Below are 15,291 nucleotides of genomic sequence, written 5' to 3'. Positions count from 1 at the left end.
ATGGCTTTGTTGCCCTTACCACTCCCGTTCGCTGAACTGGAAGTGGGTCACCACCTGTACTGGCAGATCGGCGATCTGTATCTGCACGGTCAGGTGTTCCTGAGCTCCTGGATCCTGATCGGCATCCTCCTGGCTGTGGTGCTTGTCGGCACGCGCGGGATGAAGCGTGATCCGATCGGTCTGCAGAACCTGCTCGAATTCCTCTGGAATTTCATCCGCGACATCGCCCGCGACAACATCGGCGAGAAGTACTACCGCGACTGGCTGCCGTTCATCGGCACCCTGTTCCTGTTCATCTTCGTGAGCAACTGGGGCGGAGCACTGATCCCCTGGAAGATCTTCGAACTCCCTGAGGGTGAGCTCGGCGCTCCCACAGCAGACATCAACACCACCGTGGCGATGGCTCTGCTGGTGTCACTGGCGTACTTCTATGCCGGCCTGAGCCGCAAGGGTCTGCGCTTCTTCGAGCTGTACGTGGAGCCGACCCCGATCATGCTCCCGTTCAAGATCATCGAGGAATTCACCAAGCCTCTCTCCCTCTCCTTCCGTCTGTTCGGAAACATCCTTGCCGACGAATTGGCTGTGGGCGTGCTGGTGTACCTGGTTCCGCTGATCGTGCCCCTGCCTGTGATGCTTCTGGGTCTGTTCACCAGTGCCATTCAGGCTCTGATCTTCGCGACCCTGGCGTCCTTCTACATCGGTGAAGGCCTCCACGAGGCCCACTAAAAGCCGACCTCCTCTATCGCCTGAGAACGGCGATCTGCTAAACACATCCGCGCGCAGGTCCGGCATTGCACCCGGGCCCGTTCCTTCGGGAATGTCCCTGCGCGGGGGGAACCGATCCCCAAGTCCATTCCGTACAGCGCTTCCCAGCGCTTCCCCTTACACCACCCAACATGGATTCCATCACCTCCGCCGCTTCCGTTGTGGCTGCTGGCCTGGCAGTCGGCCTCGCCGCCATCGGTCCTGGTATCGGTCAGGGCACCGCGTCCGGCGGCGCTGTTGAGGGCATCGCCCGTCAGCCCGAAGCCGAAGGCAAGATCCGCGGCACCCTGCTGCTGTCCCTGGCATTCATGGAATCGCTGACCATCTACGGCCTGGTGGTGGCTCTGGTGCTTCTGTTCGCCAACCCCTTCGCCGGCTGATCAGTGCAGGGGGATCGCTGATCTCCCTCCTGAACTTCTTGTTTCGATTCCTTCCCAGCGCACCTTTCCATGACCTGGCTTCTGCTCGCTGAAGCAGGTGTTCCGGAGGGAGGTCTTTTTGACCTCGATGCCACCCTTCCGCTGATGGCGGTTCAGGTGGTTCTCCTCACCTTCCTGCTCAATGTCCTCTTCTTCCGTCCGGTCGGCAAGGTCGTGGAAGATCGCGAGGGCTACATCTCCACTAGTCGTGCTGATGCCAAGCAGAAGCTCGCCCAGGTCGAACGCCTGGAGGCTGATCTGGCTGAACAGCTGAAAGGTGCCCGCCAGGCCGCTCAGGCCGTGATTATCGAGGCGGAACAAGAAGTTGACCGGCTTTACCGCGAAGCACTGGCCCAGGCGGAAGCCGAAGCCAACCGCAGCAAAGAGGAAAGCCGTCGTGCCATCGAGGCCGAGCGTGAGTCCGCCCGAACCCAACTCAAGGGCCAGGTGGATCAGCTGAGCACCACGATCATCAACCGTTTGCTGGCCGCGTGATGTCTCTCAATTTCAATCCGCTCGAAACCAATCTGGTCAACCTGGTCATTGTGATCAGTCTCCTGGTTTGGTTCCTGCGCGGTTTCCTGGGAGGAATCCTGGAACGCCGCCGCGCCGCCATTCTTCAGGACCTGCAGGACGCAGAGTCCCGCCTGAAGACCGCTACTGAAAACCTGAGCCAGGCTCAGTCCGAGTTGGCTGCTGCCCAGCAGAAAGCCGAGAAGATTCGTGCTGATGGTCAGGCCCGCGCCGCAGGCATTCGTGCCGAAGGCGAGAACCGCACCATCTCTGCGATGGCTGCCGTCAAGGCCGGTGCCGATGCTGATGCAGAGGCCGATGCTGCCCGGATCAAGGACAGCCTCCGTCGTGAAGCTGCTCTGGCGGCAATCGACAATGTTCTTGCCCAGCTTCCGGGTCGTCTCGACGCCAGTGCTCAGGCCAAGTTGATCGATTCCACCATCAAAAATCTGGAGAACGCCTGATGCCTCTCCTCAACTCTCTGGCCACCCCCTACGCCGAAGCATTGCTTCAGGTCACCGAAGCCCGAGGTGAGTCTGAAACCGTTGCCGATCAATGCAAGCAACTGCTTGCGATCTGGAACGATTCCGAAGACTTCCGCGACGCCATGGTGTCTCCGGTGCTTGAGCCGGATGCCAAGAAGCAGGCCCTCAAGGCCCTCGTGGGTGAGCAGGTCACCCCGTCCGTTCTCAACCTTCTCAAGGTCTTGGCGGATCGGCAGCGACTCCTTGCCTTCGATGCGGTGATGCTTCGCTACCTCGAGCTCTATCGCGAGCAGCAGGGCATCACTCTGGCTCAGGTCCGCTCAGCCCAGGCTCTCAGCGAAGAGCAGCAAGCGGCCCTCTCCAAGAAGGTGCAGGCCATGGCCGGCACCAATAAGGTCGACATCGACCTCAGTGTGGATCCGTCCCTAATCGGCGGTTTCGTCGTGAGTCTCGGATCTCAGGTGATCGACGCCAGCCTGTCTGGCCAGGTTCGTCGCCTCGGTCTGGCACTCGCCAAGGCGAGCTGACCTCACTTCTTCCTCCACCGCTTCTTCCCCCCCCACTCCCAGCTGGGATCACACGCCATGGTTTCCATCCGTCCCGACGAGATCAGCGCCATCCTCAAGCAGCAAATTGAGGACTACGACAAGTCGGTTTCCGTCAGCAATGTCGGAACCGTTCTCACCGTGGGCGACGGCATCGCCCGCGTTTACGGCCTGCAGCAAGCCATGGCCGGTGAGCTCCTCGAATTCGAGGACGGCACCGAAGGCATCGCTCTGAACCTCGAAGACGACAACGTCGGCGCGGTGCTCATGGGTGAGGGATATGGCATCCAGGAAGGCAGCACGGTGAAGGCCACCGGCAAGATCGCCGCTGTTCCCGTGGGTGAAGCCATGCTGGGCCGGGTGGTGAACTCCCTGGGCCGTGCCATCGACGGCAAGGGTGAAATCGCCACCAGCGAGACGCGCCTGATCGAATCCATGGCGCCCGGCATCATTCAGCGCAAGTCGGTGCATGAGCCGATGCAGACCGGCATCACCGCCATCGACGCGATGATCCCCGTCGGCCGTGGCCAGCGCGAGCTGATCATTGGTGACCGCCAGACCGGCAAGACCGCCATCGCGATCGACACGATCCTGAACCAGGCGGATCAGGACATGATCTGTGTCTACGTCGCCGTGGGTCAGAAGGCTGCTTCCGTGGCCAACGTTGTTGAAGTGCTGCGTGAGCGTGGCGCCCTCGACTACACCGTGATCGTGGCGGCCAACGCCTCCGAGCCCGCTGCGCTGCAGTACCTGGCTCCTTACACCGGCGCCTCCATTGCCGAGTACTTCATGTACAAGGGCAAGGCCACCCTGGTGATCTACGACGATCTCTCCAAGCAGGCTGCTGCCTACCGCCAGATGTCGCTCCTGCTGCGTCGTCCGCCCGGTCGTGAGGCCTACCCCGGCGACGTCTTCTACTGCCACAGCCGTCTGCTCGAGCGTGCAGCCAAGTTGTCTGACGCCATGGGCAAGGGTTCCATGACCGCCCTGCCGATCATTGAGACCCAGGCCGGTGACGTTTCGGCCTATATCCCCACCAACGTGATTTCGATCACGGATGGTCAGATCTTCCTCAGCTCCGACCTGTTCAACTCCGGTCTGCGTCCTGCGATCAACGTGGGTATCTCCGTGAGCCGGGTGGGCGGTGCTGCCCAGACCAAGGCCATCAAGAAGATTGCCGGCACCCTCAAGCTGGAGCTGGCCCAGTTCGACGAGCTGGCCGCCTTCTCCCAGTTCGCTTCTGACTTGGATGCCTCCACCCAGCAGCAGCTGGAGCGCGGCAAGCGTCTGCGTGAACTGCTCAAGCAGCCTCAGTTCAGCCCCCTGATCCTGGCTGAGCAGGTCGCCATCGTTTACGCCGGTGTGAAGGGCCTGATTGACGACGTCCCCGTCGACAAGGTTGTTGATTTCTCCCGCGAACTGCGTGAGTACCTCAAGTCCAACAAGGCTGAGTTCATCACCGAAATCCAGGAGAAGAAAGTGATGAGCCCTGAGGCTGAGGCGATCCTCAAGGACGCCATCACCGAAGTCGTGTCCACCATGGTCGCCTCCGCGGCCTGAAGGAGCTGCCGACATGGCGAATCTCAAGGAAATCCGAGACCGAATTAAGTCGGTCAAAAACACCCGCAAGATCACCGAGGCCATGCGCCTGGTGGCTGCGGCCAAGGTGCGCCGCGCCCAGGAGCAAGTGCTCCGCAGCCGTCCCTTCGCGGATCGGCTGGCCCGGATCCTGGAAAACCTCCAGTCCCGCATGGGTTTCGAAGATGCGGCATCTCCCCTGATGCAGCAGCGCAATGTGGAGACCATCACCCTGGTGGCGGTCACCGGCGATCGCGGCCTCTGTGGTGGCTACAACGCCAACATCATCAAGCGCACGGAACAGCGTTTTGCTGAGCTGAAGGGAAATGGCTTCGACGTGAAGCTGCTGCTGATCGGCACCAAAGCCATCGGCTACTTCACCCGTCGGGACTACCCGATCCAGGCCACCTTCTCCGGTCTGGAACAGGTGCCCACCGCCGATGAGGCCAACACGATCTCCACGGATCTGCTGGCTGAGTTCCTGGCCGAAAGCACCGACCGCGTCGAACTGATCTTCACCAAGTTCATCAACCTGGTGAGCTGCAAGCCCGTGGTTCAGACCCTTCTGCCTTTGGATCCTCAGGACATCGCTGATCCCGAGGATGAGATCTTCCGTCTCACCACCAAGGACGGCCTTCTGACGGTGGAGCCTGGTGCAGGCCCTGCCAACACCGAGCCGAAGATTCCTTCGGACATCGTGTTTGAGCAGACCCCTGAACAGTTGCTGAATGCACTGCTTCCGCTGTATCTGCAGAACCAGATGCTGCGTTCCCTGCAGGAATCGGCAGCCTCCGAGCTGGCCAGCCGGATGACGGCCATGAACAACGCCAGCGACAACGCCAAGGAATTGGCCAAGAGCCTCACCCTTGACTACAACAAGGCCCGTCAGGCTGCGATTACCCAGGAGATCCTGGAAGTTGCAGGCGGTGCGGCCGCTGTTGGCTAACCATTTCGGTTGATCTTTTCGGTCGATCGATTCATAGACAGCCGGTCCTTAGGGGCCGGCTTTTTTGTGCTGTGTTTACGGTGAAGCGGAGCGGTTTGAGGGCGTGGGCGTGCTTCAGCTTCATCAGCTCTTCCCCACCGTCGTGGCAACGACGCAACTTCCTCTCGACACTCTGCAGCAGGCGTCCTGCATGCAGGCTCTGCTGGAGCTTCGCGGCGAGGCCGAGGGCAACCCGCATGAAGGCTGCGCCTGGACGGGGGACCTGCATGGGGTGTGGCAGCTGCATCAACAGCAGCCCTTTCAGGCCTTGGCTCAGTTGGTGGTTGAGCAGGCCTGGAGTTATCTCGATTCGCTTGGGTTTGCGCGAAGCCAAGTGGCCCTGCATCTGCAGCGTTGCTGGCCGGTGATCAGTGATTGGGATCAAGCGGTTGGCCGCCACCATCACCCCAATGCCCATCTCAGCGCTGTTCTTTACCTCTCGGGTAACGGCTCGGGAGAAGAAGGCATGTTGCGGCTGCATGCGTCCGATCAACCAAATGAGTTGGTGGCGGGTTTGGCGGTGGGTTACGGCGGCCCGATTGTTGAAGGCCACCCGTTCAATCAGGCCCACTGGGATCTGGCCCCACGCCCCGGTTTACTGGTGCTGTTTCCGTCGAGCCTGCACCACAGCGTTCTGCCCAACGACGCCCCGGACGAGCTGCGCTGTTCCATCAGTTTTGATTTCGTGCTGACAGCACCCGTGCAGGGTGGTTCGCCGGAATATCTGGCGCCCCACCCTCGCCATTGGGACTCGCTGGACGAGCCCATTGCCTGAGAGAATGCGGCGTCTTCCTTGTTGAGCCCGGCATGTCCGACGTGGCCACTTACACCGTCCGCGCCGAGTTCGAAGGCGAAACCCACAGCTTTCCCTGCCGCGCAGACCAGACGGTGCTGAATGCTGCTGAGGCTGCTGGCATCACCCTCCCCAGCTCCTGCTGCTCCGGGGTGTGCACCACTTGTGCTGCGGTGATCAGCGAGGGCAGTGTTGAGCAGCCCGATGCCATGGGCGTGAAGGGTGAGCTTCAGCAGCAGGGCTACAGCCTGCTCTGTGTGGCCTTCCCGCGGGCTGATCTCACCCTCAAGGCGGGGCAAGAGGATGCGCTCTACGAAGCCCAGTTCGGTCAATACCAGAAGTGAGGCTCCACAGCCTGCAACGGCAGTTTCCTTGGCCCGCTGATGTGCCATTGGTTGAGCTGCGCAGCTGGATCCGTCAGCAGTTGGCTCAGGAGGGTGATCTGCTGCGGTGGGCTCTTACCGCAGTGCACTCCAGTGCCGATGGTGCTCGCACCCTTCAAGTGGAGGCAGTGATCAGCGCGTGAGCTCGGCACCGATGCCAACGCTGATGCTGGTGCCCACGGGCATCGGCTGTGACATCGGTGGCTACGCCGGTGACGCCCTGCCGTCTGCACGGTTGCTGGCTGCAGCGAGCGGCTGCCTGATCACCCATCCCAATGTGATGAACGGGGCTTCGCTGTATTGGAGCGATTCCCGCGTGCTCTATGTGGAGGGTTATGGCCTCGATCGGTTTGCCGTGGGTGACTGGGCCCTGCGGCCGGTGCGAAGGCAACGGATCGGCTTGCTGCTGGATGCCGGTATCGAGCCCGAGCTGGCCCAGCGCCAGATTCAGGTGGCTGAGGGCTGCCGAGCCAGCCTGGGTTTGGAGATCGGCCCGGTGGTTTCCACGGATGCGCCGCTTGAGGTGACGCTTGAGTGTGGTGCCAGTGGCGCCAGCTGGGGGCGATTGGGGCGTCCTGATGCCTTGTTGCGGGCCGGTGAACGCTTGAAGCAGGCCGGGGCGACGGCGATTGCAGTGGTGGCCCGCTTCCCGGAGGATTCGGAGAGTGACGCGTTGGCGGCGTATCGACAGGGCAGTGGCGTGGATGCTCTGGCCGGTGCTGAAGCGGTGATCAGCCACCTGCTGGTGCAGCACCTGCAGATCCCCTGTGCCCACGCGCCCGCTTTGGACCCTTTGCCCCTGGATCCGCAGCTGGATCCAAGGGCGGCGGGTGAGGAGCTCGGCTACACCTTCCTGGCCTGCGTGCTGGTGGGGCTGTGCCGGGCACCGGATCTGGTGAGCGCCCCCCGGCAGCCTGGCGATCTTGATGCGACGCAATTGGGGGCTGTTGTGGTGCCCGCAGGCGCCCTGGGGGGTGAAGCGGTGCTCGCTTGTCTGGAACGGAATGTTCCGCTGATCACAGTGGAGAACCCCGCGGTGCTCTCGGTCACGGCCGATGCCCTTGGCTTGAGCCAGGGCGTTCTCCATGCAAGCAGTTACAGCGAGGCAGCAGGGTTGGTGCTGGCGCTGCGGGAGGGCTTGAGTCCGGCGTCCCTGGGCCGGCCACTGCCAGCACTGCAACGGTTGGATTGATGCCTGGCGGTTTCGGCGGAGTCTCCAATCAGAGCTCTTGCCCCTGTGGGGGTGGTGTTTATCGCAGCTGCTGCGGGCCCTTGCATCGCGGCGATCAGCGTGCCGAAACGGCTGAACAGTTGATGCGATCCAGATATTCAGCGTTTGCGCGCGGCGAGATCGACTATCTGCTGGCCACCCATCCCGAGCCTGATGTTCCAGCACAGCAGCGGCGGCGTTCCCTGGAGCGGAGTTGTCGGCAGACCCGTTGGCTCGGCCTGAAGGTGCTTGAGGTCAGCGCCGGCGGCCCGCGGGATCTGGAGGGAACGGTGCGGTTTGAAGCCCGTTACCGCGGTGGGGTGCTGAAGGAAACCTCCCTGTTTCAGCGGCGCGACGGCGCGAAGGATGGTCCTTGGCTTTATGTGGGTGCACTCCACTTGGAGGGCTAACGCAGGCAGGCCATCGGATGCCGCGGCGGCACCCCAAGTGCTTTGGCCACGCCGGGGTGGCAGACCGATCCCTGCACCGTGTTCAGGCCGGAGATGAGTTCCGGTCGTTCCGTTACCGCCTCCTCCAGACCTCGTCCGGCGATGCCCAGGATGTACGGGAGGGTCACGCTTACCAGGGCTTCGGTGGAGGTGAACGGCACCGCACCAGGCATGTTGCCCACGGCGTAGTGCTGCACGCCGTGGATGGTCACGGTGGGATCGCGGTGGGTTGTCTCCTGGCTGGTGGCGATGCAGCCGCCTTGGTCGATGGCCACATCCACGATCACCGAACCGGGCCGCATCTGCTTCACCATCTGCTCGTCCACCAGGGTGGGGGCCCGCCCACCGGGGGTAAGCACGGCTCCGATCACCAGATCCGCCGTTGGCACCAACCGTTCCAGAAGCCCGCGGCTGCTCACCACACTCATCAAGCGACCGCGCCGGTCGGCCTCCAGGCTGCGCAACCGCTGGGGTGAGCGGTCGAGCAGCAACACCTCGGCATCCATGGCGGCGGCCGTTCGTGCGGCATTCCATCCCACGGTGCCGGCGCCAAGCACCACCACCCGGGCCGGTTGCACGCCGGTGCAGCCCCCCATCAGCACGCCGCGGCCGCCGTGGGGTTTCTCCAGCAGGTGAGCTCCAACCTGGGCCGCCAAGCGCCCCGCGATTTCGCTCATCGGTGCCAGCAACGGCAGGCTGCCGTTCTCCAGCTGCACGGTTTCGTAGGCGATGGCAGCGGTGCCTGCCTCCAGCAGAGCCTCGCCAACGCTGGGATAGGCGGCCAGGTGCAGGTAGGTGAACAGCACCATGTCTTTCCGCAGATAGACAAATTCCTCCGCCTGCGGTTCCTTCACCTTCACCACCAAATGGGCGCCCCAGGCCTCGTCGCGGCTCACCATTTGGGCACCGGCGGCGGCGAAGGCGTCGTCACCGATTCCCGCTCCAGCCCCGGCTCCGGTTTCGATGCGCACCTCCAAGCCTTGGCTCACCAGTTCCCGCACCGCATCGGGAGTCAGCGCCACGCGCTGCTCATCGAGCTTGATCTCCTTCGGCACACCGATGCTGGCCATCGGGGCCGAGAGAACGGAGGCTGCCATGGCGGCTTCAAGGAGATCCCTTCAATCTGGCTCCGCTGCGCGCAACCCGCCACATCTCAAGGGTGGGATTGCTTTAGGCCGCTGCAATGGGCAACCGCCAGCCGCTGCCGAAGGCCTGGGGACTCACTTTGAGCAATGGTGCCGCCTGGCGTCGCTTGAACTCGGCCCGTTTCAGCAGCCGTTCCACCCGCTCCACCAGGGCGGGATCATGGCCGGCCGCCACCAGGGTGGGTCCAGACTGGCGCTCCTGGATCAGGGCTTTGAGCAGGGCGTCCAGAGCGTCGTAGTCGGGCAGGGAGTCGCTGTCTTTCTGGTTGGGCCTTAGCTCGGCGCTCGGTGGTTTGCGTCGAATCGCCTCCCCCACCAGCTCCCCGTGGGTCGGCAGTCCCAGCGCCTGGCGGCAGCCCCGGGCTGCCTCGCTGTCGAGCCAGTCGCACAGGGCAAACACGCTGGTTTTGTAGAGATCGCCAATCACCGCAAGCCCGCCGTTCATGTCGCCGTAGAGGGTGCAGTACCCCACGGCCAGCTCGGATTTGTTGCCGGTGGTGAGCAGCAGTTGGCCCTGCTGGTTGGCCACGGCCATCAGCAGGGTGCCGCGAATGCGTGATTGCAGATTTTCCGCCGTCACGCCCTGGGGCGTTTCCCCCAGCGGTGCGGTGAGAGCCTGGTCGTAGCCCTCCATCAGGCCGGCGATCGGCACGGTGTTGGTCTGCAGTCCCAACCGTTCGGCCAAGGCCAAGGCGTCGTCGATGGATCCAGCCGAGCTCCAGGGGGAGGGCATCAACAGCGCTGAGACCGCCTTGTTCCCAAGGGCTGCGCTGGCGATCACGGCCACCAGCGCTGAGTCGATACCGCCGCTCAACCCCAGCAATGCCTTGTTGAACCCGCATTTCCGGGCGTAGTCACGCACCCCAAGCACCAGGGCGCGGAACAGCCGCTCCAGGGGATCCATGGGTTGAATCTGGCCGTGGGACTGCACAGGGGTGGGATGACCGCTGTCCCAGATCGCCAGGTATGCCTCACAGACGGGGAGCTCCAGCTGCACGGCGCCATCGGCTCCCACCACAAAACTGGCCCCGTCGAACACCAGCTCGTCGTTGCCCCCCACTTGATTGAGGTAAATCAGTGGGCAATTGAGGCGTTGCGCCGCCGCCGCCGCCAGCTGTTGGCGCAAGGCTGGCTTGGAGGCATCGAAGGGGGAAGCCGCCAGATTGATCACCAGATCCGGCTGTTCGGGGATCAGTTGATCGATGGGATCCGGTCCGTCCAGGCGCTCGCGCTGCAGGCCGTCATCTACCCAGAGGTCTTCGCAGATGGTGAGGCCCAGTCGCTTCCCATTCGGCAGGCTGAGCAGGCAGGGGCCATCACCGGGGCGGAAGTAGCGCCGCTCATCAAAGACGTCGTAACTGGGCAGCAGCTGTTTCTGGGCAATCGGCCGCCAGCCCAGGCGATTCACCAGCACCACACCGTTGTGCAGCCGTGGACTGCGGGCATCTGATGCGGGAAGCGCAGCTCCCACCAACAGGGTGACGCTGCTGTTCAGTTGGTTCACCAGCCACTGCAGCACCGTGTTCTGTTTCTGGATGCGGCTGGGCTCGAGCAACTGGTCCCGAGGGGGATACCCCCAGAGGGAGAGTTCAGGGGTGAGCACCAGATCAACAGCCTGCTCTTCCGCCCTGCGCACGGCCTCCAGAATCCGCTTCGCGTTGCCCTCGAAGTCGCCGACCACGGGGTTGAGTTGCGCCAGGGCAATGCGCATCAGCAGAGGCTCCCCGAAAGGCCGTACAGATTGTGCTGGAGCAACAGCGGCCACACCGCTTCAGGGATCTGAGCTTGATTCGGTTGCTGGCGCAGTTGCGAACTGGCGGTGGCGGGAACCTCCAGATCCAGCAGCTCCACCTGTCCGCCCAGATCGCGCAGGGCCTGCAGCGTCGCCTCCTCGAGGGGCCAACCCTTGCGGGGGGCGATGGCCAGGCGGCACTGCGGCAGCCAGCAATCGCTCTGTTTCCAGCGGGGAATCTGGCCAGCGAGATCGCTGCCCACCACAAACACAAGGTTGCGATCAGGCCAATGCTGGGCGGCCCGTTGCAAGGTGATCAATGTGTAAGGGCTGCTCAGATGCTGAGCCAGCTCGAGACGTTCATCCTGCAGTTGCTGCACCAGCTGGCCGAGCAGCATCGCTCGCATCTCCAGGGGGGCATCGTGCTGTTTCAGGGGATTGTCGCTGGCCCAAGTCGCCACCTGGCCGTAGCGGTTCAACAGCCCCTCCAGCAGCACCTGGTGGCCGCGGGTGGGTGGATCGGCGCTGGTGCCCAGCAAAGCGATGGCAGCAGCGGTCATCTCAGGGCAGCAGTGGTTGCAGATCCTGCTCCAGGGCTTTGGGCCAGCGCAACAGCCAGTGGTGCACCACGGGATCTCGTTCGGCCAGGCGGCGTAACAGCGCACCGGGTTGTCCACCGCGCCGTCGCAGCAACTGCTGCGCCACCAGACGCCCCGTTCGGCGGCTGGCATGCACCGCCAGGGCGGCCTGGGCCAGGGCCACCGGGGCTGCAGGGGCCATGCTGGCGCCGCCGCTCACCGGCACCAGCAGCAGCAGGGCCTGCTTGAGGGCCGCCAGCCCCAGCTGCACCCCGCCCAACAAGGCGTTGTGGCTAGAGAGTCGGGTGAGCAGCAGCCGTGCCGCCGCTGGCGTCATCGGCAGGTTGTAGAGACGGCTGAGCTGCAGCACCAGGGCGGTGTCGCAGGCCATGCCTCCGGCCATGTCCAATGCCATTACAGGGTTGACGGCCACGCCGGTGGCTTTAGCTGCTGCATAACGACCGATCAGGCTCTGGGCCGTGCGGCGGTGCTGTTGCAGCCGCAGTGCTTGGCAGGCCCTCTGGAAGCGGTCGGCCTGGCGCAGCGACTGAATCGCCAACAGCAGGGTGCCTTCGTTCTCCAGCTGCCGGCAGAGCTGCTTCTGCAGATCCTGCACCTGCGGCGTCGTGATCGTGCTGCGCACCCGCCCATCGGCCTGGATTTGGGGGGTGCGGGGCGCTGCCGCTGCCGCGGTGATCGGTAGATCCACCGGCAGCCGGGCGCGGATGCTGCGCAGCAGTTCGGCACGTTCCTGCTCTGGCCAGCGGTCGCTCCGGTTGAGCACCAGCTGCACGGGCTTGCCGCTCTCCAGCAGCGTTTGTAAGGCCTCCAGGTCGGCCCGGGTCAGGTCGCTGTCTACCACCAGCAGCACCAGATCAGCCCCCATGGCTACGCGGGAGGCCAAGCGAGCCCGCCCGGCGGCATCGATTTCATCAATGCCGGGGGTGTCCACCAGTTCCACCCTGGTCAGCCCGGCAATCTCCACGGGCCAGTCCACCGCCTGCTGATGGCGGGTGCTGCCGTGGGCGACATCCGTTGCCAGAAGTGGCCGGCGGATCAAGGCATTGATCAGGCTGGATTTGCCGACCCCCACCCGACCAAACAGAGCAATGCGCAGGCGTCGTTGCTGCAGCCGTTGCAGCTGACGATCCAGCAGCCGCAATTCACCCCCCAGCAGTCCCTGGTCTCGTGGGCTCAGCTGAAGCTGACTGCGCCAGTGCTCCAGCAGCAGCTGGCAGCGCTCAACGGTATGGGGCGGGGTGGGTTGCATCCCGCTCATGCTGCCGGCTTGCGCCACCAGCCGGCCAGCACGGCCAGCACCGATTCGGCACCGATCACGCCGACAAAGCCACCGAATTCATCCACCACCACGCGCACACCACCGCTGTCGCGCCGGAAGCCCGTCAGCAGCCGGTCAGCCCGGATCATCTCGGGCACGTATTCCACTGGTTCGCAGAGGTCAACGGGTGTGAGCAGGCCGCGGTTCTCCAACAGGGCGGTGAGCACCCGCTCGCGGCTGGCCACGCCAAGCACCTTGTCCACTTGATCGCCCAGCACCACCCACCAGGGGTCGTTCGTGCTCATCAGCTTGGCCCGCTGGGCTTCGATGCTGAGGCTCCCATCCAGGGTGGGCGCCGCTACCCGCGGCGTCATCAGATCGCGGGCGGTGAGGTCGTTGAGCTGAAACACCTTGCCGATCATTGCGGCTTCATCGGCTTCGATCTCTCCCTTCTGGGAGCCCAGGCGAGCCAGCAGACGGATCTCCTCTTCATTGGTGCTGAGTTCCGCTTCGGCGGTGATGGCCGGCAGCATCCGTTCCAGCAGCAGCACCAGCGGCCTGAGCACCAGGCCGAGCCAATGCAACAGGGGTGCGCTGGCCAGGGCCACCGGCAGGGCCAGACGGCTTCCGAGGGCTTTGGGCAGGATTTCACCCAGCAGGATCACCAGGACAGTCAGACCCACTGAGAACACCGGCAGTGCCACACCGCTGATGTTGCGCTGCTCGAACACCCAGGCGGCATAACCGCCCAGCATCAGGCTGCCGAAAATGTTGAAGCCGTTGTTGGCGATCACCAGAGCCGACAGGGTGCGCCCCAGCCGTTGACGTAACTGCGCCAGCCGCCGGGCCCCGGCCACGGGACGTTCCCGGGCCGCCAGCTCGTGCACTCGGATTGGACTCACGGTCAACAGGGCGGCTTCCACTCCGGAACAGAGGGCCGAACCCAGCAGCACCACCAAAACCAGCAGCAACAGCACCAGGAGATCGGAGCTCATTGCCGTCTGAAACTCCTTGCATCGTAGAGGCCCTGGCCAGTTCGGCCTTGCTAACTGCCATCCTGTTCCCTGAACGCTCTGCTGCTGTGAACGGTTTCGACTCCGGCATCCACGCGCGTCGTCGCGCCCTGTTCATGGAGCAACTCGGCGCTGCCGCCGCGGTGATTCCGGCCGCGGCATTGGCGACCCATCACGCCGACTGCGAATGGCCCTTCCGGCAGGACAGCGATTTCTTTTATCTCACCGGTTTTGATGAACCGGATGCGGTGGCTTTGCTGCTGCCGCATCGACCTGAGGGCGAGCGCTACGTGCTGTTTGTGCAGCCCAAGGACCCGGCGGCTGAGGTGTGGACCGGCTTCCGCTGGGGCACCGAAGGCGCGGTGGAGCGCTATGGGGCGGACCTGGCCCATCCGCTGGATCAGCTGAGCGAAAAACTGCCCGAGTACCTCGCCGGTGCCGAAGCCATCGCCTTCCGGGTGGGCCGCCATGCATCGGTGGAATCGATGGTGCTTTCGGCCTGGGTGCGGCAACTGGACACCTATGCCCGCACGGGGATGGCGGCCCTGGGCCTGGTGGCACCAACACCGATCCTGCATCGCCTGCGGCTGCGCAAGGAGCCCCATGAGTTGGAGCGTTTGCGGGAGGCCTGCCGCATCTCCTCAGAAGCCCACGAGCTGGCCCGATCGATCACCCGCCCGGGCATGAACGAAGCCGAGGTGCAGGCGGCGATGGAGGCCCACTTCCGCAGCAACGGGGCCCGCGGTCCGGCCTACGGATCCATCGTCGCTGGCGGTGATAACGCCTGCGTGCTGCACTACACCGCCAACACGGCCCCGCTGCAGGACGGTGACCTGCTGCTGATCGATGCCGGTTGTTCGCTGGAGGATTACTACAACGGCGACATCACCCGTACCTTCCCGGTGAATGGCCGCTTCACGGCGGAACAGCGGGAGCTCTACAGCCTGGTGCTGGAGGCTCAGGAAGCTGCGGTTGCCGTTGTGGCTCCAGGTGGCACGGCGGAGGCGGTGCACGACACCGCTCTGCGAATTCTGGTGGAGGGCCTGGTGGACCTGGGCCTGCTGATCGGGGATGTGGACGGCATCATCGAGCGAGGCGACTACCGCCACCTGTACATGCACCGCACCGGCCATTGGCTTGGTCTGGATGTGCATGACGTGGGGGCCTACAGGCTCGGTGAGCAACCTGCGCCGCTGGAGCCAGGCATGGTGCTCACCGTTGAGCCCGGTCTTTACGTCAGCGATCGCCTCAGTGTGCCGGAAGGACAGCCAGAGATTGACGATCGCTGGAAAGGCATCGGCATCCGCATCGAAGACGACGTTGCCGTCACCGAGACCGGCCATGAGGTGCTCACTGCCGGCGCCCTCAAGAGCGTTGCTGCGATGGAGCGCTGATCGCCTCGATCAGCGGGGAGTTTCG

At 63.9% G+C, this 15,291-nt stretch carries 18 protein-coding genes; 13 read left to right on the top strand and 5 right to left on the bottom strand.

Annotated elements, in window-relative coordinates:
* The 12 genes from atpB to SynTAK9802_RS10110 all read left to right on the top strand — a co-directional run bounded on the left by atpB (position 1) and on the right by SynTAK9802_RS10110 (position 8,086).
* A complete protein-coding gene (gene atpB / locus SynTAK9802_RS10165) occupies positions 1-726 on the top strand; it encodes a F0F1 ATP synthase subunit A (RefSeq protein ID WP_006852023.1) in 726 nt (241 codons plus the stop codon).
* Between the two features lie 170 nt (positions 727-896).
* Positions 897-1,145: an ATP synthase F0 subunit C gene (gene atpE / locus SynTAK9802_RS10160; RefSeq protein WP_006851467.1), complete on the top strand. Its 249-nt coding sequence runs from the start codon at positions 897-899 to the stop codon at positions 1,143-1,145.
* A 69-nt stretch (positions 1,146-1,214) separates the two neighbouring features.
* Positions 1,215-1,679 carry a F0F1 ATP synthase subunit B' gene (locus tag SynTAK9802_RS10155; protein WP_186495974.1) on the top strand — a complete coding sequence of 155 codons (465 nt, stop codon included), beginning with the start codon at positions 1,215-1,217 and terminating at the stop codon, positions 1,677-1,679.
* Positions 1,679-2,161: a F0F1 ATP synthase subunit B gene (locus tag SynTAK9802_RS10150; protein ID WP_186495971.1), complete on the top strand. Its 483-nt coding sequence runs from the start codon at positions 1,679-1,681 to the stop codon at positions 2,159-2,161. The genes SynTAK9802_RS10155 and SynTAK9802_RS10150 overlap by 1 nt, the downstream gene beginning before the upstream one ends.
* Positions 2,161-2,709 carry an ATP synthase F1 subunit delta gene (gene atpH, locus SynTAK9802_RS10145; protein WP_115010103.1) on the top strand — a complete coding sequence of 183 codons (549 nt, stop codon included), beginning with the start codon at positions 2,161-2,163 and terminating at the stop codon, positions 2,707-2,709. Before SynTAK9802_RS10150 ends, atpH begins: the two co-directional genes overlap by 1 nt.
* A gap of 57 nt (positions 2,710-2,766) precedes the next feature.
* Positions 2,767-4,287 carry a F0F1 ATP synthase subunit alpha gene (gene atpA / locus SynTAK9802_RS10140; protein WP_114989504.1) on the top strand — a complete coding sequence of 507 codons (1,521 nt, stop codon included), beginning with the start codon at positions 2,767-2,769 and terminating at the stop codon, positions 4,285-4,287.
* A gap of 13 nt (positions 4,288-4,300) precedes the next feature.
* On the top strand, positions 4,301-5,251 hold the full coding sequence (locus tag SynTAK9802_RS10135; protein WP_186495970.1) for a F0F1 ATP synthase subunit gamma: 951 nt from the start codon (positions 4,301-4,303) through the stop codon (positions 5,249-5,251).
* Between the two features lie 103 nt (positions 5,252-5,354).
* A complete protein-coding gene (locus SynTAK9802_RS10130; protein ID WP_186495968.1) occupies positions 5,355-6,065 on the top strand; it encodes a putative 2OG-Fe(II) oxygenase in 711 nt (236 codons plus the stop codon).
* A gap of 32 nt (positions 6,066-6,097) precedes the next feature.
* Positions 6,098-6,427, top strand: a complete 330-nt coding sequence (locus SynTAK9802_RS10125) for a 2Fe-2S iron-sulfur cluster-binding protein (protein WP_114989502.1) — start codon at positions 6,098-6,100, stop codon at positions 6,425-6,427.
* 41 nt (positions 6,428-6,468) lie between these two features.
* Positions 6,469-6,609, top strand: coding sequence for a hypothetical protein (locus SynTAK9802_RS10120; protein WP_255441771.1), 141 nt, complete (start codon positions 6,469-6,471; stop codon positions 6,607-6,609).
* An 11-nt stretch (positions 6,610-6,620) separates the two neighbouring features.
* Positions 6,621-7,658: a DUF3326 domain-containing protein gene (locus SynTAK9802_RS10115; RefSeq protein WP_255487750.1), complete on the top strand. Its 1,038-nt coding sequence runs from the start codon at positions 6,621-6,623 to the stop codon at positions 7,656-7,658.
* Positions 7,658-8,086 (top strand): YchJ family protein, encoded by a 429-nt coding sequence (locus SynTAK9802_RS10110; protein WP_186495963.1) that lies wholly within the window; start codon positions 7,658-7,660, stop codon positions 8,084-8,086. Before SynTAK9802_RS10115 ends, SynTAK9802_RS10110 begins: the two co-directional genes overlap by 1 nt.
* On the opposite strand, the gene ald is transcribed toward SynTAK9802_RS10110, so the two are convergent.
* The 5 genes from ald to SynTAK9802_RS10085 form a co-directional block, all read right to left on the bottom strand.
* Positions 8,083-9,222: an alanine dehydrogenase gene (ald, locus tag SynTAK9802_RS10105; protein ID WP_114989499.1), complete on the bottom strand. Its 1,140-nt coding sequence runs from the start codon at positions 9,220-9,222 to the stop codon at positions 8,083-8,085. The genes SynTAK9802_RS10110 and ald overlap by 4 nt on opposite strands.
* A gap of 73 nt (positions 9,223-9,295) precedes the next feature.
* Positions 9,296-10,981, bottom strand: coding sequence for an NAD+ synthase (locus SynTAK9802_RS10100; RefSeq protein WP_186495962.1), 1,686 nt, complete (start codon positions 10,979-10,981; stop codon positions 9,296-9,298).
* Positions 10,981-11,562 carry a nicotinate-nucleotide adenylyltransferase gene (locus SynTAK9802_RS10095; RefSeq protein ID WP_186495961.1) on the bottom strand — a complete coding sequence of 194 codons (582 nt, stop codon included), beginning with the start codon at positions 11,560-11,562 and terminating at the stop codon, positions 10,981-10,983. The genes SynTAK9802_RS10100 and SynTAK9802_RS10095 overlap by 1 nt, the downstream gene beginning before the upstream one ends.
* A 1-nt stretch (position 11,563) precedes the next feature.
* Entirely contained in the window at positions 11,564-12,859 is a 1,296-nt protein-coding gene (locus tag SynTAK9802_RS10090) for a GTP-binding protein (RefSeq protein WP_186498184.1), read from the bottom strand.
* Positions 12,856-13,854 (bottom strand): CNNM domain-containing protein, encoded by a 999-nt coding sequence (locus tag SynTAK9802_RS10085; protein WP_114989496.1) that lies wholly within the window; start codon positions 13,852-13,854, stop codon positions 12,856-12,858. Before SynTAK9802_RS10085 ends, SynTAK9802_RS10090 begins: the two co-directional genes overlap by 4 nt.
* Positions 13,855-13,940: 86 nt before the next feature.
* On the opposite strand from SynTAK9802_RS10085, the gene SynTAK9802_RS10080 reads away from it, so the two are divergent.
* Complete coding sequence (locus SynTAK9802_RS10080; RefSeq protein WP_186498182.1) at positions 13,941-15,266, top strand: aminopeptidase P N-terminal domain-containing protein; 1,326 nt, start codon at positions 13,941-13,943, stop codon at positions 15,264-15,266.
* Positions 15,267-15,291: the final 25 nt, after the last annotated feature.

Source organism: Synechococcus sp. TAK9802 (assembly GCF_014279535.1).
Taxonomy (GTDB): domain Bacteria; phylum Cyanobacteriota; class Cyanobacteriia; order PCC-6307; family Cyanobiaceae; genus Parasynechococcus.
This window is presented reverse-complemented; position numbering and strand designations above follow the sequence as displayed.

Excerpts from the sequence above, each read along its gene's own strand:
- atpB (WP_006852023.1), top strand. The coding sequence starts at position 1 with ATGGCTTTGTTGCCCTTACCACTCCCGTTCGCTGAACTGGAAGTGGGT.
- atpE (WP_006851467.1), top strand. The coding sequence starts at position 897 with ATGGATTCCATCACCTCCGCCGCTTCCGTTGTGGCTGCTGGCCTGGCA.
- SynTAK9802_RS10155 (WP_186495974.1), top strand. The coding sequence starts at position 1,215 with ATGACCTGGCTTCTGCTCGCTGAAGCAGGTGTTCCGGAGGGAGGTCTT.
- SynTAK9802_RS10150 (WP_186495971.1), top strand. The coding sequence starts at position 1,679 with ATGTCTCTCAATTTCAATCCGCTCGAAACCAATCTGGTCAACCTGGTC.
- atpH (WP_115010103.1), top strand. The coding sequence starts at position 2,161 with ATGCCTCTCCTCAACTCTCTGGCCACCCCCTACGCCGAAGCATTGCTT.
- atpA (WP_114989504.1), top strand. The coding sequence starts at position 2,767 with ATGGTTTCCATCCGTCCCGACGAGATCAGCGCCATCCTCAAGCAGCAA.
- SynTAK9802_RS10135 (WP_186495970.1), top strand. The coding sequence starts at position 4,301 with ATGGCGAATCTCAAGGAAATCCGAGACCGAATTAAGTCGGTCAAAAAC.
- SynTAK9802_RS10125 (WP_114989502.1), top strand. The coding sequence starts at position 6,098 with ATGTCCGACGTGGCCACTTACACCGTCCGCGCCGAGTTCGAAGGCGAA.
- SynTAK9802_RS10115 (WP_255487750.1), top strand. The coding sequence starts at position 6,621 with ATGCCAACGCTGATGCTGGTGCCCACGGGCATCGGCTGTGACATCGGT.
- SynTAK9802_RS10110 (WP_186495963.1), top strand. The coding sequence starts at position 7,658 with ATGCCTGGCGGTTTCGGCGGAGTCTCCAATCAGAGCTCTTGCCCCTGT.
- ald (WP_114989499.1), bottom strand. The coding sequence starts at position 9,222 with ATGGCAGCCTCCGTTCTCTCGGCCCCGATGGCCAGCATCGGTGTGCCG.
- SynTAK9802_RS10100 (WP_186495962.1), bottom strand. The coding sequence starts at position 10,981 with ATGCGCATTGCCCTGGCGCAACTCAACCCCGTGGTCGGCGACTTCGAG.
- SynTAK9802_RS10095 (WP_186495961.1), bottom strand. The coding sequence starts at position 11,562 with ATGACCGCTGCTGCCATCGCTTTGCTGGGCACCAGCGCCGATCCACCC.
- SynTAK9802_RS10090 (WP_186498184.1), bottom strand. The coding sequence starts at position 12,859 with ATGAGCGGGATGCAACCCACCCCGCCCCATACCGTTGAGCGCTGCCAG.
- SynTAK9802_RS10085 (WP_114989496.1), bottom strand. The coding sequence starts at position 13,854 with ATGAGCTCCGATCTCCTGGTGCTGTTGCTGCTGGTTTTGGTGGTGCTG.